We start from the raw sequence: 19,768 nt of genomic DNA, 5'->3' as shown, positions 1-19,768 counted from the left end.
TGCCGCTTGCTAGGGTATTCGTAGATATGTTCGGATAGTCGGGTCCTCGCTGTGAGGCCGGCGGTACAACGGGAGCCCGGCCTTGATCAGTTTCCTCCGCGGAACCGTAGCCCATGTTGGCCTGTCCACGGCCGTGATTGACCTCAATGGTGCCGGGATGAGTGTCAACGCCACACCCCAGACGCTCAGCCGGCTGCGCGTAGGCGAACAGGGCCAGCTGTTCACGTCCCTGATTGTGCGGGAAGACTCCCTGACACTCTTTGGTTTCGCCTCCGACGACGAACGCGAGGTTTTCGACGTCCTGCTCAGTGTCAGCGGGGTTGGCCCCAGGCTTGCCCTTGCAGTCCTGGCCGTCCACGATCCCGAAGCCATCAGGGTGGCAGCGCACACGGGGGACAGCAAGACCTTCACGAAGGTGCCGGGGATCGGTCCCAAGGTGGCCGGCCGGATCGTGCTGGAGCTGGCCGGAAAGCTCGTCCCACAGGGAACCGCTGCGGCCCCTGGGGCCGCTGCGCCTGCAGAAGCCGCCTGGAAGCCCCAGGTGGTGGCGGCCATGACCAGCCTGGGCTGGTCTGAGAAGGACGCCTCCGCCAGCATCGACAAAGCGCTGGCCGAGGATCCCGAAGTGTCCTTCCGCGGCAACGTGCCTGAAATCCTGCGCACCACGCTCCGCTGGCTGGGCCAGGACGGCGCACGGGCAGGCAACCGCGTAGGCAGCCGTGGCTGAACCGTCCCTGGTCGCAGCGGGGGAGGAGCCGGAGGAGCGTGCCATTGAGGCAGCCCTTAGGCCCAAGAACCTGGATGACTTCGTTGGCCAGCACCGGGTGCGCAAGCAGCTGTCGCTGGTGCTCCAGGCTTCCCGGATGCGCGGACGGACCGCAGACCACGTGCTCTTCTCCGGTCCTCCTGGCCTCGGCAAGACCACCCTGGCCATGATCGTCGCCGCCGAGATGAACGCCCCGCTCCGGCTCAGCAGCGGACCTGCCATCCAGCACGCCGGGGACCTCGCAGCAATCCTTTCCTCGCTCTCCGAGGGCGAGGTCCTGTTCCTCGACGAGATCCACCGCATGTCCCGGCCGGCCGAGGAAATGCTGTACATGGCCATGGAAGACTTCCGCGTTGACATCGTGGTGGGCAAAGGCGCCGGTGCCACCGCGATCCCGCTGGAGCTGCCGCCGTTCACGCTGGTGGGAGCCACCACCCGCGCCGGACTGCTCCCGGGACCGCTGCGCGACCGTTTCGGCTTCACCGGGCACCTAGAGTTCTACTCCGTCCCGGAGCTGGAACTGGTGCTGCGCCGTTCCGCCGGCCTGTTGGACCTGAAGGTCAATTCGGCCGGGTTCGCTGAAATCGCCGGCCGTTCCCGCGGCACGCCCCGTATCGCCAACCGGCTGCTGCGGCGCGTCCGGGACTGGGCGCTGGTGCACGGCGTCGACCAAATCGATGCCCGGACTGCTTCCGCTGCCCTGGACATGTATGAAGTGGACAAAAAGGGCCTGGACCGGCTGGACCGCGCAGTCCTCGATGCCCTCATCACCAAGTTCGGCGGCGGACCGGTCGGTCTGTCCACCCTCGCCATCGCCGTTGGGGAAGAAACCGAAACGGTTGAGACCGTCGCCGAACCCTTCCTGGTCCGGGAGGGCCTGCTGGGCCGCACGCCCCGCGGCAGGATCGCCATGGCGCCGGCCTGGACGCACCTGGGCTACGCCATCCCGTCCGGCGTCTTCGCGCAGGAGCAGCTGGACCTTTTCGAGCCCGCAGACGGGGCTTCGACCGCGTCGGACTGGGCCCCGGAAAGCCAATAGCAGGCTCCCTCCAGCTTTTCCCTTTAGACTGGTATGACGCCCGGCACGTTCGGGTCTTTGTTTCGCGGGTGGCCCTGACGCCCCCGTCGCTTGGGGAAGGAAAATGTCAGGCGTTCTGCCTGCACCGCACATCCACCCCGGCCGAAGCGAAGCCGACGTCGCTGGAGAACCCAGCTACACCACGCTAAAGAACGGAATTCCCCTTGGATCCAATGTCAATTCTCCTGTTCGTCATGCTCGGCGTCTTCATCTTCATGATGTTTCGCCGCAACAAGAAGACGCAGCAGCAGCAGGCAGAGCTCCAGTCGAAGTTTGCCCCGGGCGTGGAGGTCATGACCAGCTTTGGCCTTTTCGGCCGGATCGTGGACATCGACGAGGCCGAGAACAAGGTCACCCTTGAACTTTCCCCCGGCAACCTGGCCACTGTGCACCGTCAGGCCGTCACCAAGGTTGTCGAGCCTGCCGCAGAACCCGCCGCGGAGCCTGCCGAGGCCTCCCCGGTGGTTCCGGACGATGCGTCATCCCTCACCACCACGGAGACCGGCAGCACCGCGGTTGGCCCCGAGACTCCCGAGGAAACCCTGAAGCGCCTCAACGATGAGGGCAAAAAGGACAGCTAGGCCCGCTGGCCCCTTCCTCCCTCTACCGCTGCGGATCACCGTCGGCGCAGGCAACAGCCCGCTCCGGCGGTTTCTCCGCGAATAAGAGAAAGATCGACAATGGCACGAACTGGCCGCAAGACACCCGGACTCCGCGTCCTGGTCTGGCTCGGTGTAATCCTGGCAGCGCTGACCGCCGTCCTGGCAGGCGGCACCATCGCCGGACAGGCCAGCTGGGCACCAAAACTGGCGCTTGACCTTGAGGGCGGCACCCAGATGATCCTGGCGCCGAAGGTGGAGGGCGGTTCGGACATCAACGAACAGCAGCTCAACCAGGCCGTGGCGATCATCCGCCAGCGCGTTGACGGCTCCGGCGTCTCCGAAGCGGAAATCAGCACCCAGTCGGGGCGCAATGTGGTGGTCAGCCTTCCCGGCACACCGTCGGCCGAAACCCGCAACCTGATCCAGGCCTCAGCGGACATGAACTTCCGCCCTGTCCTCCTCAACGGTGACGGCGCAGCAGTTCCCCCCGAGTCGCAGACCCCTGAGGACCAGCTGCCCAAGCCGACCGCTGAGCCGGCCAACAGCAGTGACACCAACTGGATCACGCCGGAGATCTACAAGCAGTTCGAGGCCCTGGACTGCAACAGCGCTGCTGCCGAAAAATCCGAGCGGTCAGATCCCGCCAAGCCGCTGGTGACCTGCGAACCTGCCACGGACAAGACGCCTGCCATCAAGTACATCCTGGGTCCCGTGGAGGTGAAGGGCAGCAACATCGTCACCTCGTCCTTCCAGCTCCAGCAGGGCGCCCAGGGCGCGGTCACCAATGACTGGGCGGTTAACATCCAGTTCGACGCCGAAGGCACGGCAAAGTTCAAAGAGGTCACCGAACGGCTGAACCAGTTCTACGTGGCGGCCGGCGGCGAGTCGGGCACCGACCCCAAGTCCCAGTTCGCCATTGTGCTGGACGACCAGGTCATCTCCGCGCCGCGTTCGCTGGCCGTCATCACCGACGGCCGTCCGCAGATCACCGGCGGTTTCACCGAGCAGACCGCCAAGGCGTTGTCGGACCAGTTGAAGTTCGGCGCCCTTCCCATCAGCTTCGACATCCAGAGCGAACAGCAGATCTCCGCCACGCTCGGTGGCGAACAGCTGCGCATGGGCCTGCTGGCCGGCCTGATCGGGCTGCTGCTCGTTGTGGTCTACTCGCTGTTCCAGTACCGCGCCCTGGGCTTCGTTACCATCGCATCGCTGGTGGTGGCCGGTGCCCTCACGTACCTGGCCATCGCGATCCTCGGCTGGACCGAGAACTACCGGCTGTCCCTGGCAGGTGTTGCCGGCATCATCGTGGCCATCGGCCAGACTGCCGACTCCTTCATCGTCTACTTCGAGCGCATCAGGGACGAACTGCGCGAAGGACGCGGCCTGGTATCCGCCGTCGAAAACGGCTGGAAGCGGGCCAAGCGCACCGTCCTGGCCTCCAAGGCAGTCAACCTCCTGGCCGCACTGGTCCTGTACTTCGTGGCAGTCGGCAACGTCCGCGGGTTCGCCTTCACACTGGGCCTGACCGCCATCGCCGACCTGCTCGTGGTGTTCATGTTCACCCACCCCACGCTCCAGCTCCTGGCCCGCACCCGGTTCTTCGGTGAAGGCCACAAGTTCTCCGGGCTCGACCCCGAACGGCTTGGCGCCGTGCCGCTGTACCGCGGTGCCGGCCGCATCCGTACTCCGGAGGACCGGCCCGTCGCCGTCCGCAGCAAGAACGCCGGTGCTGCGGCCGAGGCCGAACGCCGCATGACCATCGCCGAACGGCGCCTGGCAGAGAAGCAGGAACAGCTGGCTGGCTCGTCCAAGACCTCCGCGAAGGAGAACAAGTAATGTCAGGCTTCGCCACTTTCGGCAACGAGCTCTACACCGGAAAGCGCTCCTACGACTTCGTGGGTGCCAAGAAGATCTGGTTCATCATCGCCTTGGTGGGCGTGGCCCTGTCCATCATCATCCCCGCGGCCAAGGGGGGCTTTAACCTCGGCATCGAGTTCCGCGGCGGCTCCGAATTCACGGTGTCCAACGTTAAGACCACCGATGCCGCCATCGGCGAGAAGGCAGTCACGGACGTGGTGTCCGGCAGTGTGCCGCGCGTGGCCAACGTCGCCGGCAACACCATGCGGATCCAGACCGACAAGCTGACCGATGACGAGACCCTCCGGATCAAGCAGGGCCTCACCAGCGCCTATGGCGTTACCGACAATGAGGTGACCTCCACCTTTGTTGGTCCCACCTGGGGTGCCGACGTGACCAAGCAGGCGCTGATCGGCCTGGTGGTGTTCGTGCTGCTCGCGGCCCTGCTGATGGCCTTGTACTTCCGCACCTGGAAGATGTCCCTCTCGGCGCTTGCCGGGATGGCTGTGACCATGTTCATCACGGCCGGCGTGTACGCCCTCAGTGATTTCGAAGTCACCCCGTCGGCGATCATCGGTTTCCTCACCGTCCTCAGCTACTCGCTGTACGACACCGTGGTGGTCTTCGACAAGATCCGGGAAAACACGAGTGGAATCGACGCCTCCACCCGCCGGACCTTTGGCGAGGAGGTCAACCTGGCCGTGAACCAGACGCTGGTGCGCTCCATCAACACCATGATGGTGGCCATCCTCCCCGTGGGGGCCATCCTGTTCATTGGAGCCGGCCTCCTGGGCGCAGGAACCCTCCGTGACCTGTCCCTGGCCCTGTTCGTTGGAATCCTCATCGGTACAGCAGCCACCATCTTCGTGGCTGCGCCCATGTACGCGTGGCTCCGCCAGGGCGAACCGGACCTCGTGAAGCAGGCAAGGCGTGTTGAGCAGCGCCGCGCCGGAGCAGCGGAACGGGCAGTTCCGGCATCGCCGGCCAAGGCCTGACCGGCAACCATATCCAGTCCTGATTCACCTAAAGGCCGGGCGGCGCACACTTTGCGCCGCCCGGCCTTTTGCCTGTGCAGGCCCGGTTATAAAAGTCGCTGCCCGGAGGAATAGACTGAGGTAATTAAGTCGGTGGTGAGGGGTACTTCATTGGAAGAACGTTCGGCGTCAGCGCCAACGGCACAGGAGGAAAAGAATCCTGCCGGTATGCAAACCGGTGCGGCACCTTCCGCACGCCCGGGCTCCTTGGTTCCCGTCGATAACTCAGGATCACGCGCCACGTTTCCCGGCCGCCGGGAGCGCACCCGCTCCCGGCTTGCCCGCCTGACCGGACGGGGACCCGCCACCTATTCGCCCATCCTCGAGCCGCTGCTGCGGACGGTACGCGCCAACAATCCAAAAGAGGATTTTGACCTCATCCAGCGTGCGTTCGATGTCGCCGAGCGCTGCCACCGCGGGCAAAAGCGCAAGAGCGGGGATCCGTACATCACCCACCCGGTGGCAGTGGCCACCATCCTCGCGGAACTGGGCCTCAGTGGCACCACGCTGGCTGCTGCCCTGCTGCATGACACGGTCGAGGACACCTCCTACACCCTCGCTGACCTGAAGCGGGACTTCGGGCCTGAAGTGGCCATGCTGGTGGACGGTGTCACCAAACTGGACAAGGTCAGCTTTGGCGAGGCCGCGCAGTCCGAGACCGTCCGCAAAATGGTCGTGGCCATGGCCAAGGACATCCGGGTGCTGATGATCAAGCTGGCGGATCGGCTGCACAACGCCCGGACCTGGCGCTTCGTATCGGCCGAGTCCTCCGCGCGAAAGGCCCGGGAAACCCTGGAGATCTTTGCGCCGCTGGCCCACCGCCTGGGCATGAACACCATCAAGTGGGAACTTGAGGACCTGTCCTTCGCTGCGCTGTACCCCAAGGTGTACGAAGAGATCGTCCGAATGGTGGGGGACAGGACACCGGAGCGGGAAAAGAGCCTTGGCGTCATCCGCGACCAGATCACCGAGGACCTGCGTGCCGCCCGGATTAAAGCCACCATCACAGGCCGGCCCAAGCACTACTACTCCATCTACCAAAAGATGATCGTCCGCGACAAGGACTTCGACGACATCAACGACCTCATGGGCGTCCGCGTCCTGGTGGACTCCGTCCGCGACTGCTACGCCGCCCTGGGCACCATGCACTCGCGCTGGAACCCGCTGCCCGGCAGGTTCAAGGACTACATCGCGATGCCCAAGTTCAACATGTACCAGTCCCTGCACACCACGGTGATTGGTCCAGGCGGCAAGCCTGTCGAAATCCAGATCCGGACCCATGAAATGCACCGCCGCGCCGAGTATGGTGTCGCAGCGCACTGGAAGTACAAGGATCAGCCCAACCGCACCGCGGTGGGCCCCGGAAGCCCCCGGGATGGCGACATGGGGTGGCTCCGTTCCCTGGTGGACTGGCAGCAGGAAACGTCCGATCCCGGTGAGTTCCTGGATTCGCTGCGCTTTGAAATCAACGCCCGTGAAGTGTTCGTTTTTACCCCCAAGGGCGAAGTCATGGCGCTTCCCGCGGGATCCACGCCGGTGGACTTTGCGTACGCCGTGCACACCGAGGTGGGCCACCGCACCATCGGCGCCAGGGTCAACGGAAAACTGGTCCCGCTCAACAGCGAGCTTAACCACGGTGACTGGGTGGAAATCTTCACCTCCAAGGCCGAAGGGGCCGGGCCCAGCCAGGACTGGCAGCACTTCGTCAAGAGCGCCAGGGCGCGCAACAAGATCCGCCAGTGGTTCAGCAAGGAACGGCGCGAAGAGGCGATTGACCGCGGCAAGGAGCTGCTGACCCGCGCCATGCGGAAACAGAACCTTCCGCTGCAGCGGTTGATGACGCACGAGGCGCTGGCCGCCGTGGCCGAGGAATTCAAATACGCGGACATCTCCGGCCTCTATGCCGGCGTGGGCGACGGGCACACTTCCGCCCAGTCGGTCATGGAGAAGCTCATCGAGAGCCTTGGCGGCAACGAGAGCGCGGATGATGACGTCGAAGAGGTCAGCATCCCCACGCAGGTCAGCAAGGCCCGCTTCTCCGACTCCGGCGTTGTGGTCCGTGGCGTTGGTGATGTGTGGGTGAAGCTGGCGCGCTGCTGCACGCCGGTTCCGCCGGACCCGATCCTCGGTTTCGTGACCCGGGGATCCGGCGTGTCGGTGCACCGCACCGACTGCACCAACATCTCGGACCTGAAGGACCAGCCGGACCGGATCGTGGACGTTGACTGGGCGCCCACGCAGTCCAGTGTGTTCCTGGTGGAAATCCAGGTTGAGGCCCTTGACCGGAAATCCCTGCTCTCGGACGTGACGCGGGTCCTGTCGGACAACCACGTCAACATCCTCGCTGCCAGCGTCCACACGTCCACGGACCGGGTTGCCATCTCAAAGTTCGCTTTCGAGATGGGGGACCCCAAGTACCTCAGCCACGTGCTCAGTGCCGTCCGGCGGATCGACGGGGTTTTCGACGTCTATCGCACTACCGGGAACAAGCGCCGGAGCTAGCAGGGCAAGCTTTTCCAAAGCAGCCCGTTTGTGCGGTACCCGTGGGGTAGCCTCGATGGCGCGCACCAGAAGGCGGAGCCTGACATCCTGCTGCGGCCGGGCGAGTAACCCGGCCAGTGCGGGTACGGCGCGTTCGGCCTCCACGTGCAGGGCGATATCGAGGGCGGTGCGTAAAGGGCTGGAGACCATCAGTCCGCCCAGGCTGACCACATCGAACGGTCCGAGCCTCACCTCGTGCAGCGTGCAGCCGCGTGTATTCCGGAGGCTGGACACCCTCCGCTTCGCATCCACCAGCAGCGCCAGCCTGTCCGGTTCCCCTGCGCAGCCGTAGATCCAGGCCGCCGTCAGCCGTCCGGCCACAACACGCTGCCTTATAGCTGGTGGGACGGCTCCAGCAGCAGCCCTGGCCCGCAGCTGCGGTGATGCCGGAATTCCGGGGAGGGTGTAGCCATGCTGGTGGAAGCGGGCCAGCAGCCCGTCGGCTGCCAATGACTGCAGTTCAGGGCCGGCGAAAGGCACGCCGGGTGCGTACAGGTCCGGAAAGCGCGGCGGCGCCGCCGGCTCCGCACCGTTTGCCTGGCAGCCCGCCCGGAAGGCGGCAGTGGACGCTTCCCTGCCCGGTCCGGCGGCGGAGGAAGCTGGAGGTGTGGCCATACCCCCATCCTGCCCGGACGCCATTAACAGGCACAGGCCCGGTCCGGGTTATGTGGATAACCGGGACCGGGCCTGTGCCCATCAGTTCAGGACAGGAAGGTCAGGCAAGCTCGCTGGCGGAACGCTGGATCTGGTCAAGCCAGGCCTGGCGTGCCTCGAGTGCTTCCTGGGCGGCCTTGATCTTGCGCTGGTCGCCGCTCTTCTCAGCCTTGGCAAGGTCGTCCTGGAGCCCGGCGATAGCGGATTCCAGCTGCGAGAGCGCGCTGTTGGTACGCGCCTTGCGCTCGGGATTGGACCGCTGCCACTGCTCTTCCTCCGCATGGCGCACGGCGTCCTCAACCTTCCGCAGCCCGGCTTCGATCCGGCCCATGTCTGCGCGGGGGACCTTGCCGGCTTCCTCCCACCGGTCACGGACGGACTGGAGCGCCTTCTTGGCTGCTGCCAGGTCCTTCACAGGCAGGATGGCGTTGGCCTCGGCCAGCAGGGCCTCCTTCACCGTGAGGTTGGCGGCATACTCCTGGTCGATCTCCTCGTTGGCGGCCTGCCGCGACGTGAAGAAGACGTCCTGGGCGGCGCGGAACCTCGCCCAGAGCGCATCGTCGTCCTTGCGGCTTGCCCGCGGCGAGGCCTTCCACTGGTCCATCAGCCGGCGGTATTCACCGGCAGCATAGCCCCAGTCGGTGGACGTGGAGAGTGCCTCGGCCTCGGCAATCAGTTTCTCCTTGGCGGCCTTTGCAGCGGAGTTGTTGCTGTCCAACTGGGAGAAGTAGGCCCGGCGGTGCCGGTCGAAGACGGTTCGGGCGGCGCGGAAGCGCTTCCACAGGGCGTCTTCGTTGCTGCGGCCCAGGCGGACACCGCTCTTCTGGGCTGCCTTCCAGTTCTCGAAGAGTTCATTCATCCTCGCGCTGGAGGTCTTCCACTGTGTCTGTGCGGGATCCTGGCCGGAGATTTCCTCTGCTTCCGCCACGATGGCTTCACGGGCTGCGAGCTCAGAGGCGCGGACGGCGTCGTGCTCGGCCTTTTCGGCCTTTTCCAGTTCGGTGATCTGGCCTGCCAGCTTGTCCAGGCGCGCGTCGGCCGAGCGGAGGTCACCCACCATGTTCCGTTCGGCAAGCTGTTCGCGCAGGTGCGTTACGGTCTTCTGCATGTCGGTGCTGGGGGCCTTGGAGCTGACCCGCTGCTCCAGGAGCACGATCTGGGCCACAACGTCGTCGTATTTCCGCGCGAAGTACAGCAGCGCTTCGTCGTCGCTGACACCCGGGTACTGGCCCACGGAGTGTTCCTCGCCATCGATGGTCAGGTAGACGTGGCCGTCCCCCTCCACCCTGCCCCATTTGGCCGCCTCGGCAACAGACGTGCCGGGCGCAGCAGGAACCGTGGCTGCCGCGGGAGCGGCGGCAGCAGGCTTGGGACGCGATGCGAAAGCTGCGGGCGACGGAGCGGAGGGCCGCGGTCCGGGAGCCGGGGCGTTCGGAGCAGCTGTGGCAGGCGCGGACTCTTCAACGGCGGTCCCGCTGTCCTGGTCCCCAGCGCTCCGGTCCTCGCCCCGGTCCCCAGCGCCCTGGTCTTCGGCGGCCTGCCCTGCACTCTCGTCGGAAGCCGCGGCTTCAGGGGTTAAGGGGGACTGCCCGGCATCGGCCCCAGTATCGCCAACCTCGGCCTGAGCCGCTGTTTCGGTCACATCTGTTGCTGTTTCGTCGGATTTCTGACTGTCTGTCACCGCTAAAAGTCTTTCGCTTGGAGGGAAATACTCACGTGCTGCACCGTGGCCTGTCCGGCCCGGCTTCCTACTTCAGAGAGAACGAGTCTATCGTGACTGGTTGTTTTGGCGCGCCGTCCGTGTCGCCAGCCGCGGGGGTGATGCCTGCGGCTGCGATGTTGGACACGACATCAAGCCCCGACGTCACCTTCCCCACCACGGTGTAGCCGCCTGCAGTGTCTGCAGGAATGACGGTGTCCTTGTAAACAATGAAGAACTGCGTTCCATTGCCGTAGGCGTTGTTCCCCGTGCGGGCCACGGCGATGGTGCCTGCAGGGTAGGTGTTGTCGGCGGGCGTGTTCTCCAGCGGACCCCACGTGTAATTCGGGTCCCCCTGCCCGTCCCCGTTGGGGGAGCCGCACTGCAGCACGCCGAACTGGTCCGCGGTGGTGAGCCGGTGGCATGACTTGCCGTTGAAGTAGCCCTCGTCGCTGAGCGACTTGAAGACTGCGGCCGCCTGCGGAGCCTTGGTTCCGTCCACTTCCACGCCCAGCGGGCTGCCGTTCAGCAGCAACTCGCCAGTGAACGTCTTGCCCGCTGCCGTGTCCGCGGACGGAATGTTTGGTCCGTTGGTTGGCGGTGCCGAAGGTGTGGCCGGGGCGCTTGCAGAGGCTGACGGATCCGTCAGCCCCGCCTGCGCGGCGGCATATTCGTCCTCGGTGGGATTTCCGGCGAACGCCGTGAATTGAAGGACGACGGCGATCAGCACGGCGGCGGTTCCGGCGCCGGCGGCCACGAGGTTGTCGCGCTTCCGGCGCTTCTCCTGGGTGCGCCGGAGCTCACGCTTGGCCTCCATCTGCTGGATGCGCCGCTTTGTTTCGCGTGCACTGCGTGAACTGGCCGCCAAGGGTCCTCCTCGTCGTCGGGCTGCTTTTGCCCGGCGGGTGGCCGCAGGGCGCAGGTATTAAGGGCCAGGCTGTGCGCGTCCGCCACATTAGAGATGCACACGGATGACGCATAAACTGGCTGCCGCACATAGTTTATGCATGGCCGGCTGTTCTGCCGCCGTATGCCCGCCGTTGCGCGGGCGGGGCCGGCAGCTCCGGCGCACCTTCCATTCCTAAGGAGAACCTTCCCCATGGCACGCACCGCCTCCCTGTCCGGATTCCCCGAGTGGCTTCCCGAGGAGCGGCTGGTGGAGCTGCATGTGCTCGATACCCTGCGCCGGGTCTTTGAACTGCACGGGTTCTCGTCGATCGAAACCCGCGCCGTGGAAACGGTGGGGCAGCTGCTGCGCAAGGGTGAGATCGACAAGGAAGTGTATGGACTCAGCCGGCTCCAGGAGGACGAGAGCGATAACCCGGTCAAGGGCGGCAAAGCCGATCCCCATGCGCTTGCCCTGCATTTTGACCTGACGGTGCCCTTCGCCCGCTACGTGGTGGAAAACGCCGGCTACCTGGCCTTTCCCTTCCGCCGCTACCAGATCCAAAAGGTGTGGCGGGGCGAGCGGCCCCAGGAAGGCCGGGCACGCGAGTTCACGCAGGCGGACATCGATGTGGTGGGCGACGGCGAGCTTCCGTTCCGTTACGACGTCGAGATCGCGCTGGTCATCGCCGAGGCACTCAGTGCCCTGCCCATCCCCGATTTCCGCCTCAGGATCAACAACCGCAAGCTCGCTGAAGGTTTCTACCGGGGCATCGGCCTCGATGACACCGCGGGCGTGCTGCGCAGTATCGACAAGCTCGAAAAGATCGGCCCCGCGAAGGTGGCCGAGCTGCTGAAGGCGGAACTCGGCGCCACCGACGAACAGGCGCAGAAAGCCCTGCAGCTTGCCGCGATCCGCACAGAAGACACGTCCTTTGTGGCGCAGGTCCGCGCGCTGGGTGTCACCAACGAACTCCTTGATGAAGGCCTGGACGAGCTGGAGCAGGTCATCGACGCGGCGGTGCAGCGGGCTCCCGGGAAGGTGCTGGCGGACCTCAGCATCGCCCGCGGCCTGGACTACTACACCGGCACGGTGGTGGAAACCGTACTGGTGGGCCACGAACAGCTGGGATCCATTTGTTCCGGTGGCCGGTACGACGCCCTGGCGTCGAAGGGCAACCGCAAATTCCCGGGGGTTGGGCTTTCCATCGGCGTCACCCGCCTGGTGTCCCGGATCCTGAGCCAGGACCTCGCCAAAGCCTCCCGCTCCGTTCCCACCGCAGTGCTGGTGGCCCTGAACCATGACAACAGCTGGGGTACTGCCCAGGACGTTGCCGCACTGCTGCGCAGCCGGGGCATTCCCACCGAAGTTGCGGCCAAGGCCGAGAAGTTCGGCAAGCAGATCAAGTTCGCGGACCGCAGGGGAATCCCGTTTGTGTGGTTCACGGACGAGGACGGTACCCACCAGGTCAAGGACATCCGCACCGGCGAGCAGGTGCTGGCGGCCCCTGAAACCTGGATGCCGCCCTTGGAGGACCTGGCAGTGCAGGTAGAGACAACCGCGGCCGCAGCCTCGGTCTAGGCGGGCGTTTACGGCGCTGGCTGGTGCTGCCGGAACCGCAGCACCAGCCAGCGCCCAGCCACTCCGGCGGCAAGGACGGCCGCCATAGTGAGCACAGAGGCCCGCGGAAGCGTGAAGGCCAGCACCAGGCATGCCAGGAAGCCGACGGCGTTCAACCACTTAGGTGCGTACCCCGGATGCGCTTCCAAAGTAAAAGCGGAGGCGTTGGCCACCGCGTAGTACAGCAGCACGCCGAAACTTGAAAAGCCCACCACCGTCATGACATCGGTGGTCAGGAGGAGCAGAATGACGACGGCGGCCACGGCAAGTTCGGCGACGAACGGGACTGTGTGTTTGCCGCCCACGTGGGCCAGTGGACCGGGAAGGTCGCGTTCACGTGCCATGGCCAAAGTAGTGCGGCCCACGCCCGTAATGAGGGCTAGCAGTGCGCCCAGGCACGCAGCCGCGGCCCCGGCCTGCACCACCGGCGCGCCCGCCGCCAGCCCTGAGTTAAGCACGGCGTCCAGGAGTGGGGTCCGGGTGGCAGCGAGCCGCCCGCCCGGGAGATGGTTCAGCAGCAGCAGCGCCAGGGCCAGGTAGATGGCGAAAGCGGCTGCCAAGGCCGCGAGAATGGCGCGGGGGATGGCCCGTGCAGGATCCTTGACCTCTTCACCCAGGGTGGCGATCCGGGCATAACCGGCGAAGGCGAAGAACATCAGCCCGGCGGCAGGAAGGACACCGCCGGCACCCCCGGAGGGCGCGCCTGCCGGTTCCGCCGCGGGGTGCGGACCCAGTATGGCGGCGATGGCAACGAATACCAGTGTGGCCAGGACCAGGCACAGCAGGATCCGCGTCAGCAGCGCGGTGCGGGTGATCCCCAGCAGGTTGACGCCGGTGAGGGCCACGACGGCGGCCACGGCGACCGGGACTGCATAGTCCCGCGCCACATAACTGCCGAACGTCAAAGCCATGGCAGCGCAGGACGCCGTCTTGCCTGTGACGAAACCCCAACCGGCCAGGAAGCCGGGCCATTCGCCGAGCTGTTTCCGGCCGTACACATAGGTGCCGCCGCTGGTGGGATATTTCGCGGCGAGGGCGGCAGAGGCCACGGCGTTGCAGTACGCCACAACCCCCGCAACCACCACGGACAGGACCAGCAGGTTCCCGGCCAGGGCCGCGGCAGGGGCGAACACCACAAACACCCCGGCGCCCAGCATGGACCCCAGGCCGATGGCTGTGGCGTCAAAGGTTCCCAGCCTGCGTTGCAGCTGCTGAGGTTCGTTCATGCGGCGGCAGTCCCTTTCCAACGGGTAAACTCGGACGGGATCGTTCCCGCAACGATCATATTGACTTCCCACTGTTTTCCCGCAGAAAGGCGTGCTGTGCTGCGCACACATGACCTCGGATCCCTTCGTTCCGAGCACATTGGACAAACCGTAACCCTGGCTGGCTGGGTGGGCCGCCGCCGTGATCACGGTGGTGTGGCATTCGTGGACCTGCGCGATGCTTCCGGCGTGGCCCAGGTGGTGGTCCGCGAGGAAGAAGTGTTCCACGGACTGCGCAACGAGTACGTCCTTCAGGTCAAGGGCACCGTATCCAGGCGCCCGGAAGGCAACGAGAACCCGGCGCTGGCCACGGGCGACATCGAGGTCATCGCCGAGGACGTCACCATCCTCAACACCTCGGACCCGCTGCCGTTCCAGATCGACGAGCACGTGGAAGTCGGCGAGGAAGCCCGGCTCAAGCACCGCTACCTGGACCTACGCCGTCCCGGCCCCAGCCGCAACCTGCGCCTCCGTTCGGAGGCGAACCGGGTGGCGCGCGAACTGCTCCACCATGAGGGCTACGTGGAGATCGAGACGCCCACGCTGACGCGTTCGACGCCGGAAGGTGCCCGTGACTTCCTGGTTCCGGCACGCCTGGCTCCGGGTTCCTGGTACGCGCTGCCGCAGTCCCCGCAGCTGTTCAAACAGCTCCTGCAGGTGGGCGGCTTCGAAAAGTACTACCAGATTGCCCGCTGCTACCGGGACGAGGACTTCCGTGCGGACCGGCAGCCGGAGTTCACGCAGCTGGACATCGAGGCGAGCTTCGTGGACCAGGACGACATCATCCGGCTCGGCGAAAACATCGTCAAAGCGGTGTGGCAGCTCATCGGCGTCGACATCCCTACGCCCATCCAGCGCATCACGTACGCCGATGCGATGGCGCGCTACGGCTCGGACAAGCCGGACCTGCGCTTCGGCCAGGAACTGACCGAGTTGACCGACTTCTTCAAGGACACCAACTTCGGTGTCTTCAAGGCGCCCTACGTCGGCGCCGTCGTCATGCCTGGCGGCGCCTCGCAGGCACGCCGCGCCCTTGATGCCTGGCAGGAATGGGCCAAGCAGCGCGGCGCGAAGGGCCTGGCGTATGTCCTCTACAAGGAAGACGGCGAGCTTGCCGGACCGGTGGCCAAGAACCTTACCGAGATCGAGCGCGCCGGCCTGGCTGACGCCGTTGGTGCCAAGCCTGGCGACTGCATCTTCTTCGCCGCGGGTGAGAAGACGCCGTCGCGTGCCCTGCTGGGCGCTGCACGCGTTGAGATCGGCCACCGCACGGGCCTGATCGATCCCACCGCCTGGGCCTTCTGCTGGGTCGTGGACGCCCCGATGTTCGAGCCGGCCGCAGCCGCTGTTGCCTCGGGTGACGTCGCCGTCGGCGGAGGGCAGTGGACTGCTGTCCACCACGCCTTCACCTCGCCCAAGCCGGAGTTCCTTGACACCTTCGACAAGGATCCCGAATCGGCGCTTTCCTACGCCTACGACATCGTCTGCAACGGCAACGAAATCGGCGGCGGCTCCATCCGTATCCACCAGCGCGACGTGCAGGAGCGGGTGTTCGAGCTGATGGGGCTGGACAAGGACGACGCCCAGACGAAGTTCGGTTTCCTGCTGGAGGGGTTCAAGTACGGCGCCCCGCCGCACGGCGGCATTGCCTTCGGCTGGGACCGCGTCGTGTCGCTGCTGGCGGGCGTTGAGTCCATCCGCGATGTCATCGCCTTCCCGAAGTCCGGCGGCGGCCACGACCCCCTCACGGACGCTCCGGCTCCCATCACGCCGCAGCAGCGCAAGGAGGCAGGCGTGGACTTCAAGCCTGAGGCCAGGAAGCCGGAAGAGAAGAAGCCCGAAGAGAAGCAGTAGCAGCACGGATGCTGCCATAAGGCAGCGGCCAAGGAAGGCTCCCCGGACCACCGGGGAGCCTTCGCTGTTAACAAAGGAGCCGCCCGTTGTCCACCCTGGGAAATATCGAGAGCCTGGACCTTGAAGCCGCCATGGATGCCGCCTGGCCTGCCCTGGAACGGCACGACGCCGGCGGCTGGACCCTGCGCGCAGCCGGCGGCGTGACCCAGCGCGCCAACTCCATCTGGCCGCGTTCCCTCACCGCCGGCCAGTCCGGTGACGACCTTCCCGGCCTGCTCCGCGAAGCCCGGGCGTGGTACCGCAGGCGACGCCTGCCTGTCATCTTCCAGCTGTTCGACAACCCTGCCGCGCCGGCACTCCACGACCTGCTCGACGCTGATGGCTTCACCCGCCAGTCCGAAACCGTGGTCATGACGCGCAGCGCAACGGCGGATCAGCACCCGGCCGCCGGCCCGGCCACCGCGGCGACCGGGCCGTCATCGGTCGAACTGTCATCGGTGCCGTCCCCGGATTGGCTGCGGGTCTGGTGGCAGGTGGACGGCCGTGGAGGGGAGGATGCCCTGGCAACTGCACAGGCAATTCTCGAAGGGTGCCCGTCACTGTATGCCCTGGTGCGTGACGCCGACGGCAGGGCCGCCGCCGTCGGCCGCCTTGCCCTTCCTGACGGCACCAGGCATGGCGGCCTCTACTGCATGGCCACCCTGCCGGACGCCCGCCGCCGTGGCTTCGGCACAGCCATCATGCGGGCCCTGCTGCAGGCCGGTGTGGAACAGGGCGTGACGGACTTCTGGCTCCTGGCCACCGCCGCCAACTACGGGGCACAGGCGTTGTATGTAAAAGCCGGATTCCGGGAGGCAGGCCGCTACCGGTACCGGCAGGAACGCCCCCGCCGCGCGCCGGCTGGCTGTTGAGCCTTCCCCGGCGGGCTCAGCTTGGCGGGTCGGTCACCGTGATCCGGACCGAGCAGACGTCCGCCGCGGCCTTCTTCAGGACATCGGCCCGGGGCTCCGCCACATCCAGGTAGGCGAGGCGCGGCAGACGGGCGTAATCACGCAGGGCCGGTTCCTCCAGGACCAGGTCGGCCAGGGTCCGGTCACCGCCCGGCACCACGTACTCGAAGGCCGCTGCACCAAACACTTCGGCCGCCTGCTGTGCCACTGCCGACACCAACGCCTCCGCCTGGTTGGAGCGGCGGCGCGCGAACCGCTGCTGGGACTGGCCGCCTGCAGCGCTGCGCGACTGGACGTACCTGGTGCCTGCCTTGGACGCCAGCAGCACACCCTCGCTGGCCACCCCGATGCCGTAGCCGCCCCTCCGCACCAGCACCAGTCCCAGCCGGCGCGGCTGGGACGCAAGGGCGGCCAGGCGCTCCAGTGGTCCACTGCCGCGTCCCGGCCGCCCGTCGGCCGGCCACGGCGCCTGCAGCAGCGCCCCGGTGCCGTCAGCCGCCACAAGGCGGAGGCCGTCGTCGTCATCCTGCAGCCTGTACCCGCCGTGAGAGGCGCCGAACCGGTGCGCCCAGCCGGCCAGCCGGGCACCGGGCACGAACGCGGTCCGGACGGAGGGCGGACCGTTGGCGGCAGCGGGGGCAGGCATGGGGGTTCCTTCGGTGTCAGGGCCCCGACGAAAAGGAGGGGTCAACTGGAAGTAGCCTATCTATGTGGATGATCTCTTCGGGCACGCGCCGGAAAACGACGACGACGAAAGTCCCGTCGCCGGGACAAGCACCGCTTCCCGGGGCCAGGCCTCACCCCGCGGGCCGCTGGCAGTACGCATGCGGCCCCGCACCCTCGACGAGGTTGTGGGCCAGCAGCATCTTCTGGGCCAGGGCTCCCCGCTGCGCCAGCTCGCCGCGGGGGCGGGAGCAGACACTGCCGGTCCCGCCGGCCCCACTTCCCTGATCCTCTGGGGACCCCCGGGCACGGGCAAGACCACGCTGGCGCACGTGATCGCCCGCGGACCTGGGCGCAAGTTCGTGGAACTGTCTGCCATCACCGCAGGTGTCAAGGATGTCCGCCGCGTGATGGACGACGCCCTGACCGCCAGGGACCTGTACAAGACCACCACGGTGCTGTTCCTTGACGAGATCCACCGCTTCAACAAAGCCCAGCAGGACGCGCTCCTGCCGGGCGTCGAAAACCGGTGGGTGGTCCTGGTGGCGGCCACCACGGAAAATCCCTCCTTTTCGGTGGTCTCGCCCCTGCTGTCCCGCTCCCTGCTCCTCACGCTCAAGCCCCTCACCGACGCCGATATCGAGGGCCTCCTGGTGCGCGCCGTGGAGGACCCGCGCGGGCTGGGCGGCAAGGTCCGGCTCAGCGACGACGCATTGGACCACCTGGTCCGGCTGTCCGGCGGGGACGCGCGCAGGGCGCTTACCGCGCTGGAGGCCGCGGCGGGCGTGGCTTTCGGTGACGCGGACGACGTCGAACGTTCCGTGGGGGAGGACAGTGCAGCTGACGTGCCGGCCACCGCGGAGCCGGTCATCGTTGAACTTCGCCACACCGAGCGCGCCCTGGACGCCGCCGCCGTCCGCTATGACCGTGCCGGCGACCAGCACTACGATGTCATCAGCGCCTTCATCAAGTCCATCAGGGGCTCGGACGTTGACGCCGCCCTGCATTACCTCGCCCGGATGCTGGAAGCGGGGGAGGATCCGCGGTTCGTGGCCCGTCGGATCGTCATTTCCGCCGCAGAGGACGTCGGAATGGCCGACCCCACCGCGCTGCAGACCGCCGTGGCCGCGGCGCAGGCGGTACAGCTGATCGGGATGCCGGAGGGACGGATCATCCTGGCTGAGGCCGTGGTCCACCTGGCTACCGCACCAAAATCGAACGCGGCCTACATGGGCATCAACAAAGCCATAGCTGACGTGCGGGCAGGCCTCGGCGTCGGGATTCCGGCGCACCTGCGGGACGCGCACTACCCCGGGTCCAAGCAGTTGGGGCACGGTGTGGGCTACAAGTACGCCCATGACGCCCCACACGCAGTGGCCACCCAGCAGTACCCGCCGGACGACCTGGTGGGCCGGGACTACTACCAGCCCACCGGCAACGGCGCGGAAAGGGACATCGCCCAGCGGCTGGAGCGCCTGCGGAAGATTGTGCGGGGCAAGTAGCTGCCGTGGTAGGCTGGATGTTTGTCTGGCAAGGCACGGACGCAAAATCTCCCCAATTCACTTTGGGAAGGCTATGCCCTGTGCCCAGTAGCAAAAGGCGGCGGTTGGCCGATGCTCTCCATCCTGGAGGCCAGTAACACTGACAACCGTAGATATTGGAAGGACACCAGTGGCTAACAACACTCGTGCTCGCCGTCAGGCCCGCCTCTCGCGGTCCCTCGGCATCGCTCTGACCCCCAAGGCCGCCAAGTACATGGAGCGCCGCCCGTACGGCCCCGGTGAGCATGGCCGTGCCCGCAAGAAGCAGGACTCCGACTACGCCGTACGTCTGCGCGAAAAGCAGCGCCTGCGCGCCCAGTACGGCATCCGCGAAGCACAGATGACCCGTGCCTTCGAGGAAGCCCGCCGCACCAAGGGCCTGACCGGTGAAAACCTCATCGAACTGCTCGAAATGCGCCTCGACGCCCTGGTCCTGCGTGCCGGTTTCGCCCGCACCATCGCCCAGGCCCGCCAGCTGGTTGTGCACCGCCACATCATGGTTGACGGCATCCGGGTGGACCGCCCGTCGTTCCGCGTCGGCGAGGGCCAGCTGGTCCACGTCCACAGCCGCAGCGAGACCATGGTTCCGCTCCAGGTTGCCGCAGCCGGTGCACACCGCGATGTGCTGCCTGCCGTTCCGGCCTACCTGGACGTCAAGCTGGAAGCCCTGCAGGCACGCCTGGTGCGCCGCCCCAAGCGCTCGGAAGTCCCGGTGACCTGCGAAGAGCAGCTCGTCGTCGAATTCTACGCACGCTAAA

16 protein-coding genes are annotated in these 19,768 nt (G+C 66.4%); 11 read left to right on the top strand and 5 right to left on the bottom strand.

Going from position 1 to position 19,768, the window contains the following annotated elements; translation table 11 throughout:
- Positions 1-82: 82 nt before the first annotated feature.
- The 6 genes from ruvA (at position 83) to FBY33_RS15735 (ending at position 7,839) form a co-directional block, all read left to right on the top strand.
- Positions 83-727: a Holliday junction branch migration protein RuvA gene (ruvA, locus tag FBY33_RS15760; protein ID WP_142031361.1), complete on the top strand. Its 645-nt coding sequence runs from the start codon at positions 83-85 to the stop codon at positions 725-727.
- Positions 720-1,805, top strand: a complete 1,086-nt coding sequence (gene ruvB / locus FBY33_RS15755; protein WP_142031360.1) for a Holliday junction branch migration DNA helicase RuvB — start codon at positions 720-722, stop codon at positions 1,803-1,805. The genes ruvA and ruvB overlap by 8 nt, the downstream gene beginning before the upstream one ends.
- Before the next feature lie 212 nt (positions 1,806-2,017).
- The gene (gene yajC, locus FBY33_RS15750) at positions 2,018-2,425 is read left to right on the top strand and encodes a preprotein translocase subunit YajC (protein ID WP_142031359.1); all 408 of its coding nucleotides are present in this window, start codon (positions 2,018-2,020) and stop codon (positions 2,423-2,425) included.
- Between the two features lie 99 nt (positions 2,426-2,524).
- The gene (gene secD / locus FBY33_RS15745) at positions 2,525-4,282 is read left to right on the top strand and encodes a protein translocase subunit SecD (protein ID WP_142031358.1); all 1,758 of its coding nucleotides are present in this window, start codon (positions 2,525-2,527) and stop codon (positions 4,280-4,282) included.
- The gene (gene secF / locus FBY33_RS15740) at positions 4,282-5,298 is read left to right on the top strand and encodes a protein translocase subunit SecF (protein WP_142031357.1); all 1,017 of its coding nucleotides are present in this window, start codon (positions 4,282-4,284) and stop codon (positions 5,296-5,298) included. The genes secD and secF overlap by 1 nt, the downstream gene beginning before the upstream one ends.
- A gap of 207 nt (positions 5,299-5,505) precedes the next feature.
- Positions 5,506-7,839 (top strand): RelA/SpoT family protein, encoded by a 2,334-nt coding sequence (locus FBY33_RS15735; RefSeq protein ID WP_442858334.1) that lies wholly within the window; start codon positions 5,506-5,508, stop codon positions 7,837-7,839.
- Here FBY33_RS15735 and FBY33_RS15730 read toward each other — a convergent pair.
- The 3 genes from FBY33_RS15730 to FBY33_RS15720 form a co-directional block, all read right to left on the bottom strand.
- The gene (locus FBY33_RS15730) at positions 7,720-8,493 is read right to left on the bottom strand and encodes a type IV toxin-antitoxin system AbiEi family antitoxin (RefSeq protein WP_142031355.1); all 774 of its coding nucleotides are present in this window, start codon (positions 8,491-8,493) and stop codon (positions 7,720-7,722) included. The two genes, FBY33_RS15735 and FBY33_RS15730, sit on opposite strands and share 120 nt — an antisense overlap.
- 100 nt (positions 8,494-8,593) lie before the next feature.
- On the bottom strand, positions 8,594-10,213 hold the full coding sequence (locus FBY33_RS15725) for a DUF349 domain-containing protein (RefSeq protein ID WP_142031354.1): 1,620 nt from the start codon (positions 10,211-10,213) through the stop codon (positions 8,594-8,596).
- 67 nt (positions 10,214-10,280) lie between these two features.
- Positions 10,281-11,099, bottom strand: a complete 819-nt coding sequence (locus FBY33_RS15720) for a peptidylprolyl isomerase (RefSeq protein ID WP_142031353.1) — start codon at positions 11,097-11,099, stop codon at positions 10,281-10,283.
- Between the two features lie 231 nt (positions 11,100-11,330).
- Here FBY33_RS15720 and hisS point away from each other — a divergent pair, with 231 nt between their 5' ends.
- Positions 11,331-12,698 carry a histidine--tRNA ligase gene (gene hisS / locus FBY33_RS15715; protein WP_142031352.1) on the top strand — a complete coding sequence of 456 codons (1,368 nt, stop codon included), beginning with the start codon at positions 11,331-11,333 and terminating at the stop codon, positions 12,696-12,698.
- 8 nt (positions 12,699-12,706) lie between these two features.
- Here the strand turns inward: hisS and FBY33_RS15710 are convergent, their stop codons facing one another.
- Positions 12,707-13,963 carry an APC family permease gene (locus tag FBY33_RS15710; RefSeq protein WP_142031351.1) on the bottom strand — a complete coding sequence of 419 codons (1,257 nt, stop codon included), beginning with the start codon at positions 13,961-13,963 and terminating at the stop codon, positions 12,707-12,709.
- A 96-nt stretch (positions 13,964-14,059) separates the two neighbouring features.
- On the opposite strand from FBY33_RS15710, the gene aspS reads away from it, so the two are divergent.
- Both aspS and FBY33_RS15700 read left to right on the top strand, forming a co-directional pair.
- Positions 14,060-15,856 carry an aspartate--tRNA ligase gene (aspS, locus tag FBY33_RS15705; protein ID WP_142031350.1) on the top strand — a complete coding sequence of 599 codons (1,797 nt, stop codon included), beginning with the start codon at positions 14,060-14,062 and terminating at the stop codon, positions 15,854-15,856.
- 86 nt (positions 15,857-15,942) lie between these two features.
- Positions 15,943-16,767 carry a GNAT family N-acetyltransferase gene (locus tag FBY33_RS15700; protein ID WP_442858333.1) on the top strand — a complete coding sequence of 275 codons (825 nt, stop codon included), beginning with the start codon at positions 15,943-15,945 and terminating at the stop codon, positions 16,765-16,767.
- A 16-nt stretch (positions 16,768-16,783) separates the two neighbouring features.
- Here FBY33_RS15700 and FBY33_RS15695 read toward each other — a convergent pair whose 3' ends face one another.
- Complete coding sequence (locus FBY33_RS15695) at positions 16,784-17,452, bottom strand: acVLRF1 family peptidyl-tRNA hydrolase (protein WP_142031349.1); 669 nt, start codon at positions 17,450-17,452, stop codon at positions 16,784-16,786.
- Between the two features lie 64 nt (positions 17,453-17,516).
- On the opposite strand from FBY33_RS15695, the gene FBY33_RS15690 reads away from it, so the two are divergent.
- Positions 17,517-18,971 carry a replication-associated recombination protein A gene (locus FBY33_RS15690; protein WP_142031348.1) on the top strand — a complete coding sequence of 485 codons (1,455 nt, stop codon included), beginning with the start codon at positions 17,517-17,519 and terminating at the stop codon, positions 18,969-18,971.
- 169 nt (positions 18,972-19,140) lie between these two features.
- The gene (rpsD, locus tag FBY33_RS15685; protein ID WP_142031347.1) at positions 19,141-19,767 is read left to right on the top strand and encodes a 30S ribosomal protein S4; all 627 of its coding nucleotides are present in this window, start codon (positions 19,141-19,143) and stop codon (positions 19,765-19,767) included.
- Position 19,768: the final 1 nt, after the last annotated feature.

Origin of the sequence: Arthrobacter sp. SLBN-112 (assembly GCF_006715225.1) — a bacterium.
Classification (GTDB): domain Bacteria; phylum Actinomycetota; class Actinomycetes; order Actinomycetales; family Micrococcaceae; genus Arthrobacter.
The sequence above is the reverse complement of the archived record's forward strand: the minus strand, read 5'-3'. Positions and strand labels throughout refer to the sequence as shown.